Below are 20,093 nucleotides of genomic sequence, written 5' to 3' on the forward strand. Positions count from 1 at the left end.
GGTCTTCTCCTTAAGCTCGATCCGACGGGTTGCCGGGCATCAGGTCATAGGGGTGTTTCCAGCCGGGCTGCTCGGACAGGCGAGTCAGCCAGGCGTCGATGTTGGGCCAGTCGGCATGGTCAAAGCCGAATGGTTCGGGATAGTAGAGGTAGCCGCAACAGCTGAGATCGGCGTTGGTCACGCCATGCCCAACAATCCAGTCGCGGCCCTCAAGATGATTGTTCAGAACATCATAGGCCGCTTTCAGACGGCCTTGGTTGAAGGCAATCACATCGGCATTGCGGTGTTCTTCGGGCAGGAAGTTCATCAGAAACCGCGTCATGCCAGCCATCGAGCTGAGCTTGTGGTTGTCCCACAGCACCCAGCGAAGGATCTCGTAATTCTCTTCCCGCGTCTTGCCGCCGAACTTGCCGGATTTTTCGGTGACATAAGCCTGAATCGCACCAGATTGGGAGGTTTTGAAATCACCGTCGATCAGGAAGGGCGCTTCGCCCATAACGTTAACATCCGAGCGGAATTCGGGGCTGCGGGTGACGCCTTTGAAGAAATCGACAAAGACCGGCTCCCACTCTAGGCCGGACATTTCCAGCGCCAGAGCGGCCTTGTAAGAATTGCCGCTTTCACCGAAGCAGTGCAGTTTTATGGTCATGCGGTCGCCCCTCCCGTGGCGTTTTGTGCAACTTCCGCCCAAGCTTTTCGGCCTTGGTGCCTAGCGCTTGCGTGCCTCCAACTCGGAATTGAAGAGGCGCAAACGATGGGTCAGGTTGTCCTCATCAATGACGCTGTTGAAGTTCTCGAACAGAAAAGACAGCGCTTCACCTTCATCCAACCCGGCCTCGCGGGCGAAGCCGCGGAGTTTGCGATAGCCGTCCTCGGTCATGGCGACCGGGAAACGGCGGGTCAGGCGAAAGCGTTTCGGCATTCTGTCTCCTCCGAATAGTAGGGCCCGAGCTGTGATGCCCGAGCCCAGACTTTGATCAGAAGTTCGCCGCGTCCAGAACCATCACAGTGTCTGCGCCGGTCTGAATGCGGGAAAGATGCATCGCAGTCGCGGGCAGGCGGCGGGCCATATAGAACCGGCCGGTGTTGATCTTGGTCTCGTAGAACTCTTTGTCCGAGGCTCCACCGTCCAGCGCGTCTTGAGCGGCCTTCGCCATCTGTGCCCACATCAGGCCCAGGCAGACGTGACCGAACATGTGCATGAAGTCATAAGACCCGGACAGAGCGTTGTTGGGGTTCTTCATGCCTTCTTGCATAAAGTACATGCCAGCGGCCTGCAGATCCTTGGATGCGGCTTTCAGCGGTTCGATGAAGGCTTTGTCATAGGCTTCGTTCTGGCCCGCGTTTTCCTTACAGAAGGTTTTGACCATTTCGAAGAACGCCATGACGTGCTTGCCGCCATCCTGCGCCAACTTGCGGCCGACAAGATCAAGCGCCTGAACGCCGTTTGCGCCTTCGTAGATCATGGCGATACGGGCGTCGCGGGTGTATTGCGACATACCCCATTCTTCGATGTAGCCATGGCCGCCATAGACCTGCTGCGCCTGAACGGTCATGTCGTAGCCTTCGTCCGTCAGGAAGCCCTTGATGACCGGTGTCAGCAGTGAGATCAGCCCATCTGCGTCCTTGTCGCCCGAGCGGTGCGCCTTGTCGATCATTGTCGCGCCCCACAGGATGAACGCACGCGCGCCCTCGGTGAAGCTTTTCTGATCCATCAGGTTGCGGCGGATGTCGGGGTGAACGATCAGCGGATCGGCGGGGCCGTCCGGGTTCTTCACACCTGTTACGTCGCGGCCCTGCAGGCGGTCTTTGGCGTATTCAACAGCGTTCTGATATGCAGCTTCGGCCTGCGACAGGCCTTGCATGCCCACACCCAAACGCGCTTCGTTCATCATGGTGAACATGGCGCGCATGCCTTTGTGTTCGTCACCCAGCAGCCAACCGGTGGCCTCGTCATAGTTCATGACGCAGGTCGAGTTGCCGTGGATGCCCATCTTCTCTTCAATCTTGCCGACCGAAACACCGTTGCGCTCACCCGGGGTGCCATCTTCGTTCACGATGAACTTGGGCACGATGAACAGCGAAACGCCCTTGATGCCCTCAGGGCCGCCGGGGATTTTAGCCAAAACCAAATGGATGATGTTGTCGGCCATGTCGTGATCACCGGCCGAGATAAAGATCTTCTGGCCCGAGATTTTATAGCTGCCGTCGCCCTGAGGTTCCGCTTTGGTGCGCATCAGTCCCAGATCGGTACCGCAATGCGGCTCGGTCAGGTTCATGGTGCCGGTCCATTCGCAACTGATCATGTTCGGCAGGTATTTGTTCTTCTGCTCGTCCGAGCCGTGTGCCAAGATCGCCGAGGCTGCACCGTGGGTCAGGCCCTGATACATCGTAAACGCCTGGTTCGCGCCCGAGAACATCTCTCCCACGGCAGTCCCAATCACATAGGGCATGTTCTGGCCGCCATACTCTTCCGGCATGTCGAGGCCAGTCCAGCCGCCTTCTTTCATCTGCTCGAAGGCATCCTTGAAGCCTGTGGGTGTGTAAACGATACCGTTTTCCAAACGGCACCCTTCAGTGTCGCCAACAACATTCAGCGGGTGAAGAACATTGCTGGCGACCTTGCCTGCTTCTTCCAGAACGGCACCGGTGAATTCGGTCTCAAGTTCGTTGTAACCCGGAATGTCAGAGTCCGAGATTTTCAGGACATCATGCAGGATGAACTGCATATCTTTGGTTGGCGCGTTGTAGACGGGCATGTGAAGCTCCCTTAATTCATATGTCCGGAGGGCAGGGCGAAGTTATTCGGCCGCCTTCTTTTCCTGTTTCATCGAGGCGATGACTTTCTCGCCCCAGCGCAACTGCTCTTTCAGATCGTCGATGGCCTGCGTCAGCTCTTCTCGGCGCGATTCCATATCGGCCAGACGTTCGCACGCGATTTCATAGGTGCGCGACATCTGGGTCACCTGCTGGTCGCCCACGTGATAAAGGTCCAGAAGCTGGCGAATCTCCTCGAGGCTGAAACCAAACCGCTTGCCGCGCAGAATCAGCTTTAGCCGCGCGCGGTCGCGTTTGGTGAACAGACGCTTCTGACCCTCGCGGATCGGAAACAGAAGTTCCTTCGCCTCGTAGAACCGCAAGGTGCGGGGCGTGACATCATAGGTCTCGCACATTTCACGGATGGTCATCAGATCTTCGGTCATTCGTCATACTCTCGTCACTGGCGTCGTCCGAATAGAGTTGCGCAGTTGCTGGACGCTTTACAACATGTAGGTGACGTTTACGTAATCCAGACGCTGCGTCATTTCTAAGTTGACGTAACTTCCAGTCGCGTAATGACGGGTTTTGCGAAATTTTCTTTCCCTAGGGGCAAGGGAAATTCGCCCTCAGACTGGTCCTAGGACGCGATTCCAAGGTGTATTGCTTGTTCTCACCAGAACCCTGAAGGGCCGGGGTGTTCTACTTGATGGACTTAGCCGTTTGGTCCCGAAGCTGTTTGAGGGCATCCATCGCCTCGTCAAGCTGCGCGCGCTGCTGGCGCAGCTCTTCCATCTGACGATCGGCCATTTCCACAAAAGTTGCCATCTGCGCTTCGTTGCCTTGATCTTCGTAGATCAACAGCCATTGGCGAATCTCTTCCAAAGGAAACCCGAATTTCCGGCCGCGCATGATCAGGGTCATGCGGGCGCATTCTCTGGGGCCATAGTACCGGGATCGCCCTTCACGATCGGGCTGCAAAAGCTCGATATATTCGTAGTAGCGCAGAGTGCGCGGAGTCACGTCGAACTCGGCACACATCTCTTTGAATGACAAACGGTTGTCGGACATTCGGGGTCTCCTCGGCAGCAACCTAGGACGTCATGCGAACAAGCGCAACAGGTGGGCTTGCCCTTTGATCGGATGGCGGCTCATAAAGGGGCAAGACAACAGGATATCACCATGGTCGACAAAGCAAAGCTAGCCCGCCAGTTTATCGAAGCCATTCCGCATGCGCGTGCGATGGGCCTTCATCTTAGCCAGATCGGGGAAGGTGAAGCCGAGATAACAATGCCTTACAACGAAGATCTGATCGGAGATCCGCGCACGGGCGTGATCCACGGTGGCGCGATTTCGACCATCCTGGATACCTGCTGCGGGGCCGCAGTCATGAGCCACCCGTCTTCACCGGGCGGAACAGCGACGATTGATTTGCGCATCGACTATATGCGCGCCGCCACGCCAGGGCAGAGCATCACCGCGCGGGCCAATTGCTATCACATCACCCGAAATGTGGCCTTCGTGCGTGCAACGGCGATGGATGATGATCTTGACCTGCCAGTGGCGACCGCTTCGGGGTCTTTCACGGTTGAGGGGAAGTAACATGGCTCGTTCCCGTCCCGAACCCATGCAAGTGGTCAAACAACGGCGCGACGCCGCCTTGCGCGCTTTGGTCGATGGCGTGCCCTATATCCGGTTCCTCAATATCAGTTTCGACCGGCGCGGGGATGAGCTGACCGGCGTGCTGAACTTTGACGAGAAACTGATCGGCAACCCGTTTCTTCCAGCCCTTCATGGCGGCGTTACCGCGGCGTTTCTTGAGGTCACTGCCGTGATTACGCTGAGCTGGGAGCACATGTTCTCGGACATCGAAAGTGGTGAAATTGATGCCGAGGCGATTGTCACGGATGAATCGATCCGCTTTCCCAAAACCATCGACTTTACGGTAGACTACCTGCGCTCGGGCCTGCCGCGCGACGCCTATGCGCGCGCCTTTGTGAACCGGGCCGGACGGCGTTACGCCTCGGTTCGGGTTGAGGCGTGGCAAGACAACCATGCCAAGCTGTTTGCACAGGCGACGGGGCATTTCCTGATGCCGCAACAGCCACGCGACTAGGGCTGAGCATGCAGGATGCCTCGGCACCCATAACTCACAAAAGGGTGCTGAAGATCGCGGTTCCCATTGTGTTGTCTAACGCGACTGTGCCGATCCTTGGCGCCGTGGATACGGGCGTTGTGGGGCAGATGGGGGCGGCTGCTCCGATTGGCGCGGTGGGCATGGGCGCGGTGATCCTGTCCGCGATCTACTGGATTTTCGGCTTTCTTCGAATGGGCACAACGGGCCTTGCGGCGCAGGCACGCGGGGCCGGAGAGACCGCCGAGATGCGCGCCTTGCTCATTCGCGGGTTGATGCTCGGCGGGGCGGCCGGCCTCGTGTTTATCTTTGCCCAGGTCGCAATCTTCAGTGGCGCATTCTGGCTATCCCCGGCCAGCCCCGAGGTTGAAACACTCGCGCGGTCGTACCTTGAGATTCGGATCTGGGGCGCACCCGCAACCATTGCCCTCTATGCGATCACAGGCTGGCTGATCGCGGTCGAACGGACACGGGGTGTGTTCCTGCTGCAGGTTTGGATGAATGGTCTGAACATCGTGCTGGACCTGTGGTTCGTTCTGGGGCTGGGCTGGGGTGTAGAGGGCGTGGCGATTGCGACCCTGATCGCAGAGTGGACCGGTTTGGCATTGGGTCTGTGGCTTTGCCGGGACGGGTTTGCCGGGAAAATCTGGCGCGACTGGCCACGCATATTCGATGCCACGCGGCTGCGTCGGATGGTGCAGGTGAACGGAGACATCATGATCCGCTCGGTTCTGCTGACTGGCTCTTTCACCACCTTCCTGTTCGTCGGGTCCGATTTGGGAGACGTCAATCTGGCGGCCAATCAAGTGCTGCTACAATTCCTTGAAATAACCGCTTTTGCACTAGACGGATTCGCCTTTTCCGCCGAGGCGCTGGTCGGAGGCGCGGTTGGCGCAAGGGACCGATACCAAGTACGGCGCGCCTCGGTCATGGCGTCTCAGTGGGGTGTCGGAGGCGCGGTGCTTCTCAGCGCCGTTTTCTTCTTTGCAGGTCCCGCGCTGATTGATCTGATGTCCACCTCTTCCGAAGTACGCGAGGCGGGACGCACGTTCCTGTTCTGGGCGGCTTTGGCTCCGATCATCGGGGTCGCAAGCTGGATGTTCGACGGTATCTACATCGGAGCCACATGGACCCGCGACATGCGCAATGCGATGCTGCAATCAGTGGCAATCTATGTGGTCGCTTTGTTCATTCTGGTGCCCGCGTTCGGCAACCATGGCCTGTGGGCCGCGCTGATGGTTCTGAACCTTGCGCGCGGCGTGACGATGGGTTGGCGTTATCTGAAGCTTGAAGCTCAGGTGGCCTAGAGCAGGGTGAGCAGATTTTCGGGCGGGCGGCCAATTGCTGCTTTACCGCCCGAGATGGCCAGAGGACGTTCGATCAGGATCGGGTTGTCCGCCATGGCTTGGATCAGCTCCGCATCCGGCGCGTCCTTTGACAGGCCCAGCTCCTTGAACCGTTTCTCGCCCGTGCGCATCATCTTGATGGCTGGCAGGTCCAGCAGAGATTGCGCAACGCGCAATTCGTCGACCGAGGGAGCGTTCTCAAGGTATTTCCGAACCTCGATCTCTGCACCGCGCTCCTCTAGCAAAGCCAATCCCATGCGGGATTTTGAACAACGCGGGTTGTGCCAATATTCGATCACAGCCAATCCTCTCGCTTGCTGCCCACAGCCTGAGCCACGGTGTCAAACCCATCGCGGGCCAAAAGGTCATCCAGACCCTGCGCAATATCGGCGGCCAAGGACAGGCCGCCATAGACCATCGCGGTGTAAAACTGCACTGCCGACGCGCCTGCGCAGATCTTGGCGTAGGCCTGCTCCGCCGAGCTGACGCCGCCCACACCGATCAGAGGGATTTTCCAATCGGTCAGCTTGCTCAAGCGGGCCAAAACGCGGGTGGACTTCTCAAACAGTGGCGCACCGGACAGGCCGCCTTTTTCGTCTTTGTGCGGGCTACGCAGCCCGTCGCGCGACAGGGTCGTGTTGGTGGCGATAACCGCATCCACACCCGTTTCCGAGGCCACTTCGGCGATGTCCTGCAATTCATCCTCGGTCAGGTCAGGTGCGATTTTCAGGAAAATGGGCAGAGGGCGCGGCAGAGCGTCCCGCGTTTCGATCACACCACTCAACAAAGCGCCAAGGGCCGCCTTGCCCTGAAGATCGCGCAGTTTTTCGGTGTTTGGGGAGGAGACATTGACCGTCGCGAAATCCAAATGCGCGGCGCAATGGGCCAGCACTTTGGCAAAGTCACCGGGCCGGTCATCGCTATCTTTGTTGGCCCCGAGGTTCAGGCCGATCACCGCATCCTTGGGGCGGTTGGCCAACCGCTCGGCCATCACCTCCATACCTTCATTGTTGAAGCCAAAGCGGTTGATGGCGGCTTTGTCTTCGGTCAGGCGGAACAGGCGGGGTTTCGGGTTGCCGGGTTGCGGGCGCGGGGTCACCGCTCCGACCTCGATGAAACCGAAACCGGCACGGGAGAGAGGGGCCAGAACCTCTCCGTTCTTGTCGAACCCGGCGGCAAGGCCTACGGGGTTGGGCAGACGCAGCCCTGCGAGTTCGGTCTGTAGACGCGATGACGTCACCGGTCCGGGCGTTGGGGCCAGGCCGGCCTGCAAGGCCTTGATCGACAGACCATGGGCCGCTTCAGGGTCCATGCGGTGCAGGGCGGCGAGGCCCAGTTTCTCGGTCAGTTTCATCCGAAAGACGCGCCTCCTTGCGCGGTGCCGCAGCGGATCAGGCGGGAGTTTGCGACTGCGGCCTGACGGTGAACCACCGCAGACCGGTAAACCGAGTCTGTTACCATCTCAAGAAACGCATGGGCTGTGGGATAGCGAGCGATGAACACTTCATCCCAAGCCTCTTCCTGCGGTCCGATCAATGTGGTCTGAAACGCCCCACGCCACAGGATTGACGCACCGATTCTGGCGATGATTGGGGCGGTTTCAGTCCCGTAGTGGCGATAGGCTTCGGCGCCTGTCAAACCCTGATCCGCCAAGGCGTGGCCCACCGGATAGTTGGCCTTGGCGCGAAACCTGATAAGGTTCAGCATCTCGATAGGTTGATCCCGATCCAATGCCTTGAAGGCTTCGAACTGTTCACGATCGGGATCAATATAGGCGGTCATACCATCTCGCTCGGGAATTGGTGAGTTTGGCCATCGAAGGGCAGGGGGCGGGACCAAACCACATCGCTGAGCCGGATTTGGCGGTAGAGATGTGGAAACAAGGCCCCACCGCGCGAAACTTCCCATTTCAAGTCGTCGCCCATGGCGTCAACGTCGCAGCCAAGCAGTGTCAGACCTTCAACCCCAGCAAAGTGTTTGGCCGCGGTTTCCGCCGCCTGTTCGGCTGTCGAAAAATGGACGAACCCGTCAGCGATATCAATTGGCGCGCCATCAGTTGCGCCATTTGCCTGCAACGCGGCCCATTCCTCGGCCCGGAATATCTTGTAGATCAGCATGAGGGTCTGATGCCCCGCATAGCCCGTGGAATCAAGCCGGATTTCCCCCTTTGACTCTTCCGCCGCATCAGCGCACGATCCCGAAAAACAATGACAGGGAGTTTCAACATGGTAAGCCGCCTTTTGACGTCGGTCGCGATCCTCGGCCTAAGTGCAGGCATCGCTGCTGCCGACTACAAGCTGACCATTCTGCACACCAACGACATTCACAGCCGGATCGAGTCGATCAACAAATACGATTCCACTTGCGATGCTGAAGATGAAGCCGAAGGGAAGTGTTTTGGCGGTGTGGCGCGTCTGAAAACAGCCGTTGACGCCAAGCGCGCCGAACTGGCGGATGAGAATGTACTTTTGCTGGATGCGGGCGATCCGTTTCAGGGCTCGTTGTTCTACACGACCTACAAAGGTGCCGCCGAGGCCGAGTTCATGGAAGCGATCGGTTATGACGTGATGGCCGTCGGCAACCACGAATTCGATGACGGGCCTGAAGGTCTCGCGGCCTTTATCGATGCGGTCAGCTTTCCGGTGATCTCGGGCAATCTGGACCTGTCGTCTTCGGCTGAGCTGAAGGACAAGGTGCAAAACCACGTGGTGCTTGAGGTGGGTGGCCAGAAGATCGGCATCATCTCGGCCCTGGCCACGGATACTGTGGACACGTCCAGCCCGGGTAAGGACGTCGTTTTTCAGGATGAGGTCGAAAGCCTGAAGGCGGATGTGGCCGCTTTGGAAGCCGAAGGTGTGGACATCATCATCGCGCTGAACCACGTGGGTCTGGCTCAGGATATCAAGATCGCCGAACAGGTGCCCGGCCTTGATCTGGTTGTCGGTGGGCATTCGCACACCTTGCTGTCCAACACGGATGAGGATGCGGCAGGCGCGTACCCGGTGATGGTGGGCGAAGTTCCAGTTGTTCAGGCCTATGCCTATTCGAAATATCTGGGCGAAATCACACTGACATTTGATGACGACGGCAATCTGATTTCGGCAGAAGGTGAGCCGATTCTGTTGGATGCCTCGGTCACACCGGACGAGGGCATCGCGGTCCGAGTTGCGGAAATGGGCGCCCCGATTGAAGAGATGAAGGGCCGCGTTGTCGCCAGCTCAGCTGCAACCATCGAGGGCTCACGCGATGTCTGCCGTGTGCAGGAATGCGAGATGGGCAATCTGGTTGCAGATGCCATGCTGGCCCGCGTTGCGGATCAGGGCGCTCAGATCGCGATTGCGAATGCGGGCGGTCTGCGTGCCTCGATCGACGAAGGCGAGGTCACCATGGGCGAAGTCCTGACGGTTCTGCCGTTCCAGAACACCCTGTCGACTTTTGAGATCACCGGGCAGGGCGTAATCGACGCACTGGAAAATGGCGTAAGCCAAGTCGAAGAGGTCAAGGGCCGCTTCCCGCAGGTCGCAGGCCTGACCTTTACATGGGACCCCTCAGCCGCCCCGAATGAAGGGCGCATCACCGAGGTGATGGTTGCCGATGGTGACGGTTTCGTTCCGATTGATCCCTCTGCCACATATCTGGTTGTGACCAATAACTACGTGCGCAACGGTGGTGACGGCTACAGCGTCTTCGAAGGCGACGACAAGAATGCCTATGATTTCGGCCCGGATCTGGCGGATGTGACGGCGGAATACCTGGCCGAAAACGCGCCGTACCAGCCTTATCTGGATGGTCGCATCAAGCAGAAATAAGACCTGAAAAGCCGTGCCCGTTTGGGTGCGGCTTTTTCTTTTGGCTGAAATCGCATCCCGCGATGATCCGGGATTGGACAACGGACTGATGTGCGGACGGTTTGCAATCACTTTGCCCAATGACGCGATGGCGCAGCTGTTTGCCGCGCGCCCTGCCAATGCCTTGCCCGACGTGCCCAACTATAACGTTTGCCCGACCAATCAGGTGCACGTCGTTCGTGCAGGAGATGCTGGCCGTCGCTTGGATGCGCTGCGCTGGGGCTTTCTGCCCCATTGGTACAAGGCCGAAAATGCAGGCCCCTTGTTGATCAACGCACGAGCCGAGACACTGGCTGAAAAACCCGCTTTTCGCGACGCCTGCCGATCGCGGCGCTGCCTGATCGTGGCAACAGGGTTCTATGAATGGACCAAGACCCAGCAGGGCACGCGCCTGCCGTGGTACATCCACCGCAAGGACGGTGCGCCCATCGCCTTTGCGGGAGTTTGGCAGGATTGGGGGCCGGAAGAGGCACGGCAATCCACCTGTGCCATCGTGACGACCCAGGCGAACCAGAACCTGTCGACCATTCACCATCGGATGCCATTAATCTTAGAATCCGACGATTGGCCGCTTTGGTTGGGAGAAGCAGGCAAAGGTGCCGCGCGTTTGATGCAACCCGGCGCTGAAGATGTGCTGGAGTTTCATCGTGTCGACCCCGCCGTTAACTCCAATCGGGCGTCTGGCCCGGACCTGATTGAAGTCATCGAGGACTAGCTGCAGATGCGTTCCATTTACTTGCGACTAAGAGATGTGCGCTTGGTATGGCACTGAAATTCACAGAATTACCGCAGCTCTACGCGCACGGGTTCGATACAGTTATCGACGTCCGCAGCCCGGCAGAGTTCGCCGAAGACCACCTGCCGGGGGCGATCAATCTGCCGGTTCTGGACAATGAAGAGCGCGCGCGGGTCGGCACGATTTACAAACAGAAAAGCCCTTTTCTGGCGCGAAAGCTAGGGGCGGCGCTGGTGTTTCGCAATGCAGCGAACCATATCGAACATCGCCTCAGCCATCATGAGGGGAACTGGCGGCCCTTGGTTTATTGCTGGCGCGGCGGGCAACGCTCGGGCTCGTTTACATGGACGTTGCAGCAGATTGGCTGGCAGGCGGATGTCGTCGATGGAGGTTATCGGACCTATCGCCGGCTAGTGAAGGCCTACCTGTACGACCAGCCGCTGCCCTTCCAACTGATCGCGCTGGATGGCTACACTGGCACCGCCAAGACTGAGTTGTTGCACCATCTGGATCAACGCGGCGTGCAAGTGGTTGATTTGGAGAGGCTAGCCAACCATCGCGGCTCGCTGCTTGGCGAAAGGCCAGGTGGGCAGCCCAGTCAGAAAGCCTTCGAATCTGCTCTGTCTGCCACCTGTTGCGCCCTAGACCCATCTCGCCCTGTGGTGGTCGAGGCGGAGTCGTCGAAAATAGGCGATCGTATCCTGCCGCCCAGCGTCTGGACAGCGATGTGCGCCGCGCCTCGTATTCATATCGACGCGCCTTTGTCCGCCCGGTCGGCTTACCTGACCCAGGCCTATGACGATATCCTGTCGGATACCGAGCGTCTTCGGGATCGTTTGTCTCCACTGCGATCTCATCGCGGGCATGAGGTCGTGGACGGGTGGTTGAGCCTCATCTCGTCGGGCGACAAACAGGCTTTGACGCGTGCGTTGATGGAGCAGCACTATGATCCGGCCTACGCCAAATCCCAGCGTCAACACCCGGCCAAGACTTTGGTGCGGATCAATATCGCACAGTTGGATGACAATGGCTTGAGGGGTGCGGCGGATCGCATCAAAAATACGCTGGATCAGCTTTGAAGCTTTAACCCCGGAGTGCCGGTCAAATGCCCGATCCGCGCGGCCGGGTAACCCGTCGCTCGCAGATCCTCTAGCAATTTGTCGGCGATCTCGGGTGCTACCGCAGCCAGCAGTCCGCCCGCTGTTTGTGGGTCGAACAACAGCGCCGCTTTGCCGTCCATGGGCAGCTCGGGCGAGATAGAACGGTTATCTGCAAAAAGGGTCGATTGGATGCCGGCGTCGCTCAGCTCGATGGCTCCGGGCATCACGGGGACGGCCTCAAGATCAAGCACCGCTCCGCAATCTGAAGCCTCGCACAACCCGTTCAAGTGCCCGGCCAAGCCGAACCCTGTGACGTCGGTCATCGCGTGGGCCTCTGCCAGAATGCGCGACGCTGCGCCTTGCGGTTGGGTCATCATCTCATAGGCTTGCGCGACCGTTGCGCCCTCGGCCCGTCCGGCCATTTCTGCAGCCATCATAACGCCACTGCCGATGGGTTTGGTCAGGATAAGCACATCGCCGGGCCTGCCGCCCGCCAGAGTGATTGGGTCTTTCGCGCATAGTCCGGTCACCGTGAAGCCAATCGTCATCTCATCGCCCATTGAGCTGTGGCCGCCGACGATCTCGGCTCCGGCGTCTCGCATGACGTCGCTGGCGGTTTGCATGATCTCGGAAAGCGTCCGTTCTTGCAGGTCAGAGGACATGCGCGGCAGGATGAGAGTGGCCGTTGCAGCCTGCGGCGCGGCCCCCATCGCCCAAATGTCCCCCAACGCATGAACCGCAGCGATACGGGTCATCAGGACAGGGTCATCGGTGACACTGCGCAGATGGTCTGTGGTCAATACCTGCCGCGCATTCCCGGTTGTCAGCAGCGCCGCGTCGTCTCCGGGCAGCGCAGTCACGTCTTGACGCGATGGCTCAGGCAGCGCGGACAGCGCGCCGCGCAGCGCGCCGCGACCGAGTTTCGCCCCGCAGCCGCCGCACATGGGTTTCTCACCAAGCGCTTCGGTCATACCGGCGGCGTGGGCACGCGGGAGGGCTGGGGTCGCCATGGTAGGAAGATCGCGGAACTTGTTCATGAAGCTCTGGTCAATTTGGTCCTTCCATCGCCACATCAGGGCACCGCTGAACGACGTGCCCAGACGCTCGGCCAATGCAGATTTTCCGCCCAATGAGATCAGCTTGAGATAGTCCTTCTGCGGGACATAGCGCTGCGTGGTCCCAGCCCCCAGCGATGCGCGCAGGTTGTTGAACAGCACTGGCGCCTCGCGCACCGCGTAGACGCCCGCCTTGGGGCGCGGATTCTCGGTCAGGTGGGCGCAGTCTCCGGCGGCAAAGATGGCGGGGTCGCTGGATTGCAGCTGGCCGTTAACGCGGATGAAACCCTCGTGCAGGTCCAGCCCGGTGTGCTGGATCCAGCCATAGGGTCTCGCCCCTGCAGCGCCGGTCACAAACTCGGCAGGGATCTGGCGGCCATCGTCCAGTGCAACATGATCTGCAGCGATCTCTTTGATCGAAACTCCTTCGAGCACGTCGATGCCAAGACCGGCCATAGCCTTGCGGATCGTCGCCGCGGCCTTGGGGCGGGTTGCTGTCAGGGCCGAGGAATCGTCGATCAGCGTGATCCGCGCGGGTCTGCCTTTGGTTTTCAGCGCATGGGCCATGGCCATCGCCAGCTCGACCCCAGCGACGCCTCCGCCTATCACGGCCACCAAGGCTGGGCCGGTGCTGTCCAGATATGCAGACCAACGCGCGGCAAAGACGCCCAAGGGTTTGGCCGGAACGGCATGGTCTGCAAAACCTGGCAGGGCGGGCATGTCCGAGGTGATCCCGACGTTGACCGAGGCGACATCGAATGCCACCGGAGGCCGTCCCGGCACATGCACATGGCGCTGGTCGGTGTCGATCTCATCAACCGCGCCCAGAATGACCCGCGCGCCCGCGAAACGGGCCAGACGGACCAAATCAATGTCCAGATCAGAGCGGGAGTAGTGACCGGCGACAAAGCCGGGCAGCATCCCAGAATAGGGCGCAGTCGGGCCGGGGTTGATCACCGTTACGCGCGCGCCGGGCAGAGGGTTCATGCCCCATTTGCGCAGCAACAAAGCGTGGGTGTGACCTCCGCCAATCAAAACCAGATCACGGGTCAGGGGCAGCGGAGGGTTATGCATCAGGCTCAGTTCGTGCTGTGATCAGGGACGTCTTCAACCTGCTCGACCGCGTGAGTGGCCCAAAGCTCATCCTCACCTGCATCCGGCAGATCCTGCGGCTTTTCATGACGATGAATGTGCCATTTGGCAATGAACAGGGCCGTGATCGGGGCCGTCAGGAACAAAAACAGCGTGATCAGCAGCTCATGCATCGATAGCTTGCCCTCAAGCAACACGGAATGTGCAATCGAGGCCAGCAGCACGCCGCCTACACCCAGCGTTGTCGCTTTGGTCGGCGCGTGCAGGCGCGACATCGGGTCTTTCAGTTTGATCATCCCAAACGATCCAACGAAGCCGAAGATACCCGACATGATCAGGAAGGCGGCAATCAGCAATTCGACGAGAAATGTCATGTCGCCCTCACTCGATAATGTTGCCGCGCAGCATGAAGCGCGCATAGGCCACTGTTGAAACAAAACCCAGCATGGCGATGATCATGGCAGCCTCGAAGAAGATCTCGGTGCCTTGATCCAGCCCGTACAGGATCATCAGCGCGATGGTGTTGATCACCATCGTGTCCAGCGCCAGAACGCGGGTGCCGACACCATCGGCGGTGATGATCCGCCACAGGCACATCATGATTGCGGCTCCGAAGCAGGCGAAGGCGAAGTAGATCGCATAATCAATCATTCGAAAATCTCCTTCAGGCGGCGTTCGTAGCGCTGTTTGATCTGATCGCGCACGGCCTCGGGGTCAGGTGCATCGAGGCAATGGACCAGAAGGTTGTGCCCTTGCGCCGACAGATCACAGCTGACCGTTCCGGGCGTCATGGTGATTGTCCCGGCCAGTACGGTGATTGCCTCGGGTGTGCGCAGTTCAAGCGGGACGCAGATCCAGTTTGGTTGGCGAGCGTCGTCGCGTTTGAACAGGATGATCCGGGCGACGGTGATATTTGCGATAACGATGTCCCAGAGCACCACCAGGATGTATTCCGCTACCATGGGCCAGTTGCGCAGTTTGGGGCGATCTGGCCAATAGGGTTGGGTGATGAAGGGAATGATGATCCCTAGAATCAAACCAAAAACGAGCGAGTTTAACGACCCGTTATTGGCAAGCAGAACCCAGACCAGTGTCAGCAGAAAGCTCAGGTGAGGGTGCGGGAATATACGGTGTAGCAGCTTGATCATTCTGCCTCTCCCAATACGGCCGAGATGTAGTCTTCGGGTGTGAACAGTTGCTCGGCGGTTTTGCTGGTGTATTCTAGCGCGGGGCCTGCAAACAAGGTCAGCAGGATCAGACCGCTGACCAAACCGAAGACCGATGTAAACGCCAGACCCGGGTGCGGTTCAGGGGTGGGTTGAGGCTCGGCGTCTTCCCCCTCGGGCTGAGGGTTATGGTCCGCGTCGTGGCTTTTCCAGAAGATCAACGTGCCGGTCCGTGCGAGACCAACGATTGTGACAAAGGATCCGATCAGGATGACCGCCCAGACAGAGGTTGCGTCGGGTGCATCCCGGGCCGCGTCCAGAACCAGCAGCTTGCCGATAAAGCCGGACAGCGGAGGCATCCCGGCCATGGCAATCGCTCCGACGAAAAACAGCGCTGAGATCAATCCGGTCTGCGCCATTGGTCTCGTGGGCGCGATCGCACCACCGCGGCGTTCCATCACCAGATCGGCGACAAGGAACAACAGGGCCGTCGCAAGCGTCGAATGGAACACGTAGTAGAGCGCGGCTGCACTGGCATCCGGCGTGAACAGTGAAATGGCAATCAGCAGCGTCCCCATCGAGGCGATGGCACAAAAGGCGACCATCCGCGCGATATGTTGCGAGCCGAGGATGCCGATAGCTCCGACGGCAAGGGTGACCAGCGCAGCAGGTTGCAGCCAATTGCCGACCAGACCTTGCGTTGCCTCGACCTCCGGGCCGAAGGCCAGAGTGTACATCCGGATGATCGAATACGCCCCAACCTTGGTCATAATCGCGAACAAGGCCGCCACGGGTAGGGGAGCGTTGGCGTAGCTGGCCGGTAGCCAGAAATGCAACGGCAGAACGGCGGCCTTGATACAGAACACCAATAACAGCAACACAGCACCAACCCGCAGCAAAGCGGTATCCTCGGGCGGTATCTCGGCCACCCGGAGCGCAATGTCGGCCATGTTGAGCGTGCCAGTCACACCATAGAGTGTGCCCAGGGCGAACAGGAACAGGGTCGACCCCAATAGATTATAGGCCACGTATTGCACGCCAGCCTTCAGCCTGACCGCACCGCCACCATGGGTCATCAGACCGTAGGAGGCGATCAGCAGGACTTCGAAGAACACAAACAGGTTGAAGGCGTCGCCGGTCAGGAAGGCCCCGCATACGCCCATAAGCTGGAAATGAAACAGTGCGTGAAAATGCTTGCCACGCTCGTCCCAACCCGAACCGATGGCGTAGAGCACAATGGGGAGGGCCAGAAGGGCGGTCAGCAGAACCATCATGGCTGAAAGCCGGTCCAGCACCATGACAATCCCGAAGGGGGCGGGCCAGTTGCCCAGTTCATAGACCTGAATGTCGCCTCCCGCGGCCTGCGCGGTGATGGTCAGGGCAATGCCCAGAAGGGCAACAACCCCCGCGACCGAGAAAATGCGCTGCAGGTCGAGGTGATAGCGCAGGACCATGATGATGAATGGGGCTAGGATCGCAGGAAGGACGATCGGCGCAACGATCCAATGGTTCATGCGTCTTCTCCCGGCGCGTCCACACTGTCATGCGGGCTCATGTCGATATGGTCATCCTTCGAGGACAGATAGGCCGAGAGCGAGATCATCACGATCACCGCCGTCATCCCAAACGAGATCACGATGGCCGTCAGCACGAGTGCCTGCGGCAGCGGATCGGTATAAGGGACGTCTTCGTATTTGTTCAGAACGGCAGGCGAATTCAGCGCCAGACGTCCGGTTGCGAACAGGAACACATTCACCGCATAGGTGATCAGCGACAGGCCAAGAATGACCGGGAATGTCCGGCGACGCAGGATCAGGAAAATCCCGGCGGCGGTCAGAATACCTACGGCAGAGGCAACGAGCGCTTCCATCAGGCCTGCTCCTTCTCTTGTTCTTCTTCCGGCGGAGCATCCCGCAGCGGGTTGATATCCATCGGGAACTCCTGCGCCATACCCGGCTGCCACGCAAAGCGGGACAGGCTATCCAGCGCCAGCATCACCGCGCCTAGAACAGCGAGGAATACTCCGGTGTCGAACAACATGGCGGTGGCCCATTCGAATTCTTCCAGCGGTGGCCAGTTGATGTAGCCGAAATCGCTGGTCAGGAAGGGGCGTTCATTGAACCAAGCACCTAGACCGGTGGCGGCGGCGATCAGCACGCCCCAGCCGATGGTGCCGTGATAGTAGAACCTCTGCCGTTCGATCGCCCAGGTGTAGCCACTGGCCATGTATTGCATCAGATAGGCGATGGCGACGATCAGGCCGGCGATAAAGCCGCCTCCGGGCTGGTTGTGGCCACGGAAGAAGATGTAGGCACCCACCATCAGGGCAATCGGCATCATCACGCGGGTCACCACAACCATCATCAGCGGATGCGAGTCGCCCGATTGCGGCCAGTGCGGCTTGCGGTTCAGCAGGTAGCCTCGGACATTGCTGCTCAGGACCGCTTCGGTCAGGGCAAAGATGATCAGCGCGGCAATGCCCAGAACGATGATCTCGCCAAAGGTATCAAAGCCCCGGAAATCCACAAGGATGACGTTCACCACGTTGGTGCCGCCGCCGCCCTTGTACGAGTTGGCGAGGTGGAACTCGGAAATGGTCGGAAAGGCGAAATCGCGCAGCATAATCGCATAGACCAGCGCCCCGGTTCCAAGCCCGGCCACAACCGAGATCGCAGCATCCCGCCAGCGCCGCGCGGCGGTGCTATCCCATGGGGTTTCGGTCGGCAGGAAGTTCAGCGACAGCAGCAACAGGATCATCGTCACCACCTCGACCGAGATCTGGGTCAGTGCCAGATCAGGGGCTGAGAGGTAGTTGAACGCAACCGAAACGATCAGACCGACTACACCGATCAGAACCAACGATAGCAAACGGTTACGGTGGAACCACATGATGCCCAGCGTTGCGCCCACCAGACAGATCCAGCCGACGATCGGAATGATCTGTGCGGGCAGCGGCACGCGGGTTTCAACTCCGATCGTCCCGGTGGAATAGGCGTAGTAGCCAAGCCCGACGGTAAAGGCGACAAAGATTATCGCATATCGGCTGAGGACACCATTGTGCAGTTCATCCGTGATCCACTGACTGAGGCGGGTGAAGGCGTGGATCACGGCCTCGAAAATCACCTTGGCCTCAGGCCGGGGCAGGGTGTTCCAAAGCTGCTGCGCGCGTTTGTGTTGCGACATCAGGAACAGACCGCCCAGCGTGGCGACAACGGACATATACAGCGCAGGCGTAAAGCCGTGCCACAGTTTCAGTGAGTAATACGGCAGCTTCTCGCCACCGATCACGGCGCTGGATACGACGGCCACCAGCGGGCCGACGATGGCCGCCGAATACAGGCCGATCAGTACGACCAAAACGACCATAAACGCGGGTGCTAGCCACAGCCCGACCGGAGGGTCATGCGGATGGGCCGGGTAGTCCTCACGCTTTGGCCCAAGAAAGACATGGCTGACAAAACGGAAGGAATAGGCTGCCGAGAACAGCGCTGCCAGCAGGGCCAGACCCGGCACCAGATAGTGAGAGTTCAGCCAAGTGGTGTGGACGGTTTCCTCCAGCATCATCTCTTTTGACAAAAAGCCGTTCAGCGGAGGCAGACCAGCCATGGACAAAGCTGCGATGGTGCCAATGGTGAAGGTGATCGGCATCAGATGACGCAAGCCGCCCAGCCGTTTGACATCGCGCGTTCCGGTTTCGTGATCCACGATCCCGGCGGTCATGAACAGCGCGGCTTTGAACGTCGCGTGGTTGATGATGTGGAACACGGCGGCCACGGCTGCAAACTTGGTGCCAAAGCCCAGCAGCATTGTGATCAAACCCAGATGCGACACCGTTGAGAACGCCAGCAGAGCCTTCAGATCGTCCTTGAACAGGGCGATCACGGCCCCCAGCAACATGGTCACCAGACCGGTTGTTGCGACGATATAGAACCACGCCTCTGTCCCCGCCAGAACCGGCCACATCCGCGCCATCAGGAACAGCCCGGCCTTCACCATGGTGGCCGAGTGCAGATAGGCCGAAACCGGCGTCGGGGCGGCCATGGCGTGAGGCAGCCAGAAATGGAACGGGAACTGCGCCGATTTGGTAAAACAGCCCAGCAGGATCAGGATCAGCGCGGGCAGATAGTAGGGCGAGGCCTGGATCAGCTCTTTGTTCTGCAAAATCACGCTGAGGTCATAGGACCCGACGATATTCCCCAAAATCAGCATCCCGGCAATCATCGCCAAGCCACCGCCTCCGGTAACGGCCAGTGCCATGCGGGCGCCTTGTCGGCCTTCGGGTAGGTGTTTCCAATAGCCGATCAGCAGGAATGAACTGAGTGAGGTCAGCTCCCAGAAAATGAGCAAAAGCAGGATGTTATCGGACAGAACAATCCCAACCATAGCGCCCTGGAACAGCAGCAGATAAGTGTAGAACTGCCCCATCGGGTCTTCGCGCGACAGGTAGAACCGCGCATACAGGATGATCAGCAGGCCGATGCCGAGGATCAGCAGGGCAAACAGAAAACCAAGCCCGTCCAGCATGAAATTCGCGTTCAGCCCCAGCCCCGGTATCCAGTCAAACCGCGCTGTCACGACATCGCCGCGCATCACGCTGGGGATATGGATCAGCAACCCCATCAAGGCGAGGAAAGTGGTCAACCCTGCGGCCGAGGCGGCTGCATTTCGTCCCGCCCGTATCAGGAGGGCTGGGAAAACAGCTCCGAGGAAGGGAAGGGCCGCGATGAGGAATAGGGACAAGTGCGATACTCCGGTCTGGGCGGTCAATATGACAGATTTTGTAGGATAATTTAATGATTGTCCAAAAATTGCAAGGTTTTGACAGATGTTAAAAGGTGTATATCGAACCTATCTTTCTG

22 protein-coding genes are annotated in these 20,093 nt (G+C 59.2%); 6 read left to right on the forward strand and 16 right to left on the reverse strand.

Annotated features, from left to right (window positions below):
• Positions 1-10: 10 nt before the first annotated feature.
• From ACR0IP_RS00095 to ACR0IP_RS00115, 5 genes are all read right to left on the reverse strand, one after another.
• Positions 11-649 carry a glutathione S-transferase family protein gene (locus tag ACR0IP_RS00095; RefSeq protein WP_480523131.1) on the reverse strand — a complete coding sequence of 213 codons (639 nt, stop codon included), beginning with the start codon at positions 647-649 and terminating at the stop codon, positions 11-13.
• A 60-nt stretch (positions 650-709) separates the two neighbouring features.
• Positions 710-922: a hypothetical protein gene (locus ACR0IP_RS00100; protein WP_170374251.1), complete on the reverse strand. Its 213-nt coding sequence runs from the start codon at positions 920-922 to the stop codon at positions 710-712.
• A 55-nt stretch (positions 923-977) separates the two neighbouring features.
• A complete protein-coding gene (locus ACR0IP_RS00105; protein WP_170666340.1) occupies positions 978-2,759 on the reverse strand; it encodes an acyl-CoA dehydrogenase C-terminal domain-containing protein in 1,782 nt (593 codons plus the stop codon).
• Positions 2,760-2,801: 42 nt separating this feature from the next.
• Complete coding sequence (locus tag ACR0IP_RS00110) at positions 2,802-3,203, reverse strand: MerR family transcriptional regulator (protein WP_170374246.1); 402 nt, start codon at positions 3,201-3,203, stop codon at positions 2,802-2,804.
• A gap of 256 nt (positions 3,204-3,459) precedes the next feature.
• On the reverse strand, positions 3,460-3,828 hold the full coding sequence (locus ACR0IP_RS00115; protein WP_170374244.1) for a MerR family transcriptional regulator: 369 nt from the start codon (positions 3,826-3,828) through the stop codon (positions 3,460-3,462).
• A 111-nt stretch (positions 3,829-3,939) separates the two neighbouring features.
• Between ACR0IP_RS00115 and ACR0IP_RS00120 the strand changes: the two genes are divergently transcribed.
• Genes ACR0IP_RS00120 through ACR0IP_RS00130 form a run of 3 tightly spaced genes read left to right on the forward strand, consistent with a single transcriptional unit; the run spans position 3,940 to position 6,198 of the window.
• Entirely contained in the window at positions 3,940-4,359 is a 420-nt protein-coding gene (locus tag ACR0IP_RS00120) for a PaaI family thioesterase (protein WP_170465671.1), read from the forward strand.
• 1 nt (position 4,360) lies between these two features.
• Complete coding sequence (locus tag ACR0IP_RS00125) at positions 4,361-4,873, forward strand: PaaI family thioesterase (RefSeq protein WP_170641038.1); 513 nt, start codon at positions 4,361-4,363, stop codon at positions 4,871-4,873.
• Between the two features lie 8 nt (positions 4,874-4,881).
• A complete protein-coding gene (locus ACR0IP_RS00130; protein WP_480523134.1) occupies positions 4,882-6,198 on the forward strand; it encodes an MATE family efflux transporter in 1,317 nt (438 codons plus the stop codon).
• On the opposite strand, the gene arsC is transcribed toward ACR0IP_RS00130, so the two are convergent.
• Genes arsC through ACR0IP_RS00150 form a run of 4 tightly spaced genes read right to left on the reverse strand, consistent with a single transcriptional unit; the run spans position 6,195 to position 8,354 of the window.
• The gene (gene arsC, locus ACR0IP_RS00135; RefSeq protein ID WP_480523136.1) at positions 6,195-6,536 is read right to left on the reverse strand and encodes an arsenate reductase (glutaredoxin); all 342 of its coding nucleotides are present in this window, start codon (positions 6,534-6,536) and stop codon (positions 6,195-6,197) included. The two genes, ACR0IP_RS00130 and arsC, sit on opposite strands and share 4 nt — an antisense overlap.
• Positions 6,533-7,591: a quinone-dependent dihydroorotate dehydrogenase gene (locus ACR0IP_RS00140; protein ID WP_480523138.1), complete on the reverse strand. Its 1,059-nt coding sequence runs from the start codon at positions 7,589-7,591 to the stop codon at positions 6,533-6,535. The genes arsC and ACR0IP_RS00140 overlap by 4 nt, the downstream gene beginning before the upstream one ends.
• The gene (locus tag ACR0IP_RS00145; RefSeq protein ID WP_480523140.1) at positions 7,588-8,019 is read right to left on the reverse strand and encodes a DUF1330 domain-containing protein; all 432 of its coding nucleotides are present in this window, start codon (positions 8,017-8,019) and stop codon (positions 7,588-7,590) included. Before ACR0IP_RS00145 ends, ACR0IP_RS00140 begins: the two co-directional genes overlap by 4 nt.
• Positions 8,016-8,354: a DUF952 domain-containing protein gene (locus ACR0IP_RS00150; protein WP_170688957.1), complete on the reverse strand. Its 339-nt coding sequence runs from the start codon at positions 8,352-8,354 to the stop codon at positions 8,016-8,018. The genes ACR0IP_RS00145 and ACR0IP_RS00150 overlap by 4 nt, the downstream gene beginning before the upstream one ends.
• A gap of 108 nt (positions 8,355-8,462) precedes the next feature.
• Between ACR0IP_RS00150 and ACR0IP_RS00155 the strand changes: the two genes are divergently transcribed.
• From ACR0IP_RS00155 to mnmH, 3 genes are all read left to right on the forward strand, one after another.
• Positions 8,463-10,046, forward strand: coding sequence for a bifunctional metallophosphatase/5'-nucleotidase (locus ACR0IP_RS00155; RefSeq protein WP_170641028.1), 1,584 nt, complete (start codon positions 8,463-8,465; stop codon positions 10,044-10,046).
• 88 nt (positions 10,047-10,134) lie between these two features.
• Positions 10,135-10,800, forward strand: a complete 666-nt coding sequence (locus ACR0IP_RS00160) for an SOS response-associated peptidase (RefSeq protein WP_170688996.1) — start codon at positions 10,135-10,137, stop codon at positions 10,798-10,800.
• 47 nt (positions 10,801-10,847) lie between these two features.
• Positions 10,848-11,900, forward strand: a complete 1,053-nt coding sequence (gene mnmH, locus ACR0IP_RS00165; protein WP_480523142.1) for a tRNA 2-selenouridine(34) synthase MnmH — start codon at positions 10,848-10,850, stop codon at positions 11,898-11,900.
• Here the strand turns inward: mnmH and selD are convergent.
• The 7 genes from selD to ACR0IP_RS00200 are packed head-to-tail and all read right to left on the reverse strand — an operon-like array spanning position 11,891 to position 19,974.
• The gene (selD, locus tag ACR0IP_RS00170) at positions 11,891-14,050 is read right to left on the reverse strand and encodes a selenide, water dikinase SelD (RefSeq protein WP_480523144.1); all 2,160 of its coding nucleotides are present in this window, start codon (positions 14,048-14,050) and stop codon (positions 11,891-11,893) included. The two genes, mnmH and selD, sit on opposite strands and share 10 nt — an antisense overlap.
• 5 nt (positions 14,051-14,055) lie before the next feature.
• Positions 14,056-14,442 carry a Na+/H+ antiporter subunit G gene (locus ACR0IP_RS00175; protein WP_170374220.1) on the reverse strand — a complete coding sequence of 129 codons (387 nt, stop codon included), beginning with the start codon at positions 14,440-14,442 and terminating at the stop codon, positions 14,056-14,058.
• Between the two features lie 7 nt (positions 14,443-14,449).
• Positions 14,450-14,719 carry a K+/H+ antiporter subunit F gene (locus ACR0IP_RS00180; protein ID WP_152457439.1) on the reverse strand — a complete coding sequence of 90 codons (270 nt, stop codon included), beginning with the start codon at positions 14,717-14,719 and terminating at the stop codon, positions 14,450-14,452.
• A complete protein-coding gene (locus ACR0IP_RS00185) occupies positions 14,716-15,213 on the reverse strand; it encodes a Na+/H+ antiporter subunit E (protein WP_170467657.1) in 498 nt (165 codons plus the stop codon). Before ACR0IP_RS00185 ends, ACR0IP_RS00180 begins: the two co-directional genes overlap by 4 nt.
• Positions 15,213-16,748 (reverse strand): monovalent cation/H+ antiporter subunit D, encoded by a 1,536-nt coding sequence (locus ACR0IP_RS00190; RefSeq protein ID WP_170660272.1) that lies wholly within the window; start codon positions 16,746-16,748, stop codon positions 15,213-15,215. Before ACR0IP_RS00190 ends, ACR0IP_RS00185 begins: the two co-directional genes overlap by 1 nt.
• A complete protein-coding gene (locus ACR0IP_RS00195; RefSeq protein WP_170374216.1) occupies positions 16,745-17,104 on the reverse strand; it encodes a Na+/H+ antiporter subunit C in 360 nt (119 codons plus the stop codon). Before ACR0IP_RS00195 ends, ACR0IP_RS00190 begins: the two co-directional genes overlap by 4 nt.
• The gene (locus ACR0IP_RS00200) at positions 17,104-19,974 is read right to left on the reverse strand and encodes a monovalent cation/H+ antiporter subunit A (protein ID WP_480523147.1); all 2,871 of its coding nucleotides are present in this window, start codon (positions 19,972-19,974) and stop codon (positions 17,104-17,106) included. Before ACR0IP_RS00200 ends, ACR0IP_RS00195 begins: the two co-directional genes overlap by 1 nt.
• Between the last annotated feature and the right edge of the window lie 119 nt (positions 19,975-20,093).

Source organism: Ruegeria sp. AL11 (genome assembly GCF_056540865.1).

Bases quoted from the DNA above. Each gene is read 5' to 3' on its own strand.
- ACR0IP_RS00120 (WP_170465671.1), top strand. From the start codon at position 3,940: ATGGTCGACAAAGCAAAGCTAGCCCGCCAGTTTATCGAAGCCATTCCG.
- ACR0IP_RS00145 (WP_480523140.1), bottom strand. From the start codon at position 8,019: ATGACCGCCTATATTGATCCCGATCGTGAACAGTTCGAAGCCTTCAAG.
- ACR0IP_RS00115 (WP_170374244.1), bottom strand. From the start codon at position 3,828: ATGTCCGACAACCGTTTGTCATTCAAAGAGATGTGTGCCGAGTTCGAC.
- ACR0IP_RS00100 (WP_170374251.1), bottom strand. From the start codon at position 922: ATGCCGAAACGCTTTCGCCTGACCCGCCGTTTCCCGGTCGCCATGACC.
- selD (WP_480523144.1), bottom strand. From the start codon at position 14,050: ATGCATAACCCTCCGCTGCCCCTGACCCGTGATCTGGTTTTGATTGGC.
- ACR0IP_RS00175 (WP_170374220.1), bottom strand. From the start codon at position 14,442: ATGACATTTCTCGTCGAATTGCTGATTGCCGCCTTCCTGATCATGTCG.
- ACR0IP_RS00095 (WP_480523131.1), bottom strand. From the start codon at position 649: ATGACCATAAAACTGCACTGCTTCGGTGAAAGCGGCAATTCTTACAAG.
- ACR0IP_RS00110 (WP_170374246.1), bottom strand. From the start codon at position 3,203: ATGACCGAAGATCTGATGACCATCCGTGAAATGTGCGAGACCTATGAT.
- ACR0IP_RS00195 (WP_170374216.1), bottom strand. From the start codon at position 17,104: ATGGAAGCGCTCGTTGCCTCTGCCGTAGGTATTCTGACCGCCGCCGGG.
- ACR0IP_RS00180 (WP_152457439.1), bottom strand. From the start codon at position 14,719: ATGATTGATTATGCGATCTACTTCGCCTTCGCCTGCTTCGGAGCCGCA.
- ACR0IP_RS00160 (WP_170688996.1), top strand. From the start codon at position 10,135: ATGTGCGGACGGTTTGCAATCACTTTGCCCAATGACGCGATGGCGCAG.
- ACR0IP_RS00140 (WP_480523138.1), bottom strand. From the start codon at position 7,591: ATGAAACTGACCGAGAAACTGGGCCTCGCCGCCCTGCACCGCATGGAC.
- ACR0IP_RS00155 (WP_170641028.1), top strand. From the start codon at position 8,463: ATGGTAAGCCGCCTTTTGACGTCGGTCGCGATCCTCGGCCTAAGTGCA.
- ACR0IP_RS00130 (WP_480523134.1), top strand. From the start codon at position 4,882: ATGCAGGATGCCTCGGCACCCATAACTCACAAAAGGGTGCTGAAGATC.
- ACR0IP_RS00190 (WP_170660272.1), bottom strand. From the start codon at position 16,748: ATGAACCATTGGATCGTTGCGCCGATCGTCCTTCCTGCGATCCTAGCC.
- mnmH (WP_480523142.1), top strand. From the start codon at position 10,848: ATGGCACTGAAATTCACAGAATTACCGCAGCTCTACGCGCACGGGTTC.
- ACR0IP_RS00150 (WP_170688957.1), bottom strand. From the start codon at position 8,354: ATGCTGATCTACAAGATATTCCGGGCCGAGGAATGGGCCGCGTTGCAG.
- ACR0IP_RS00105 (WP_170666340.1), bottom strand. From the start codon at position 2,759: ATGCCCGTCTACAACGCGCCAACCAAAGATATGCAGTTCATCCTGCAT.
- ACR0IP_RS00125 (WP_170641038.1), top strand. From the start codon at position 4,361: ATGGCTCGTTCCCGTCCCGAACCCATGCAAGTGGTCAAACAACGGCGC.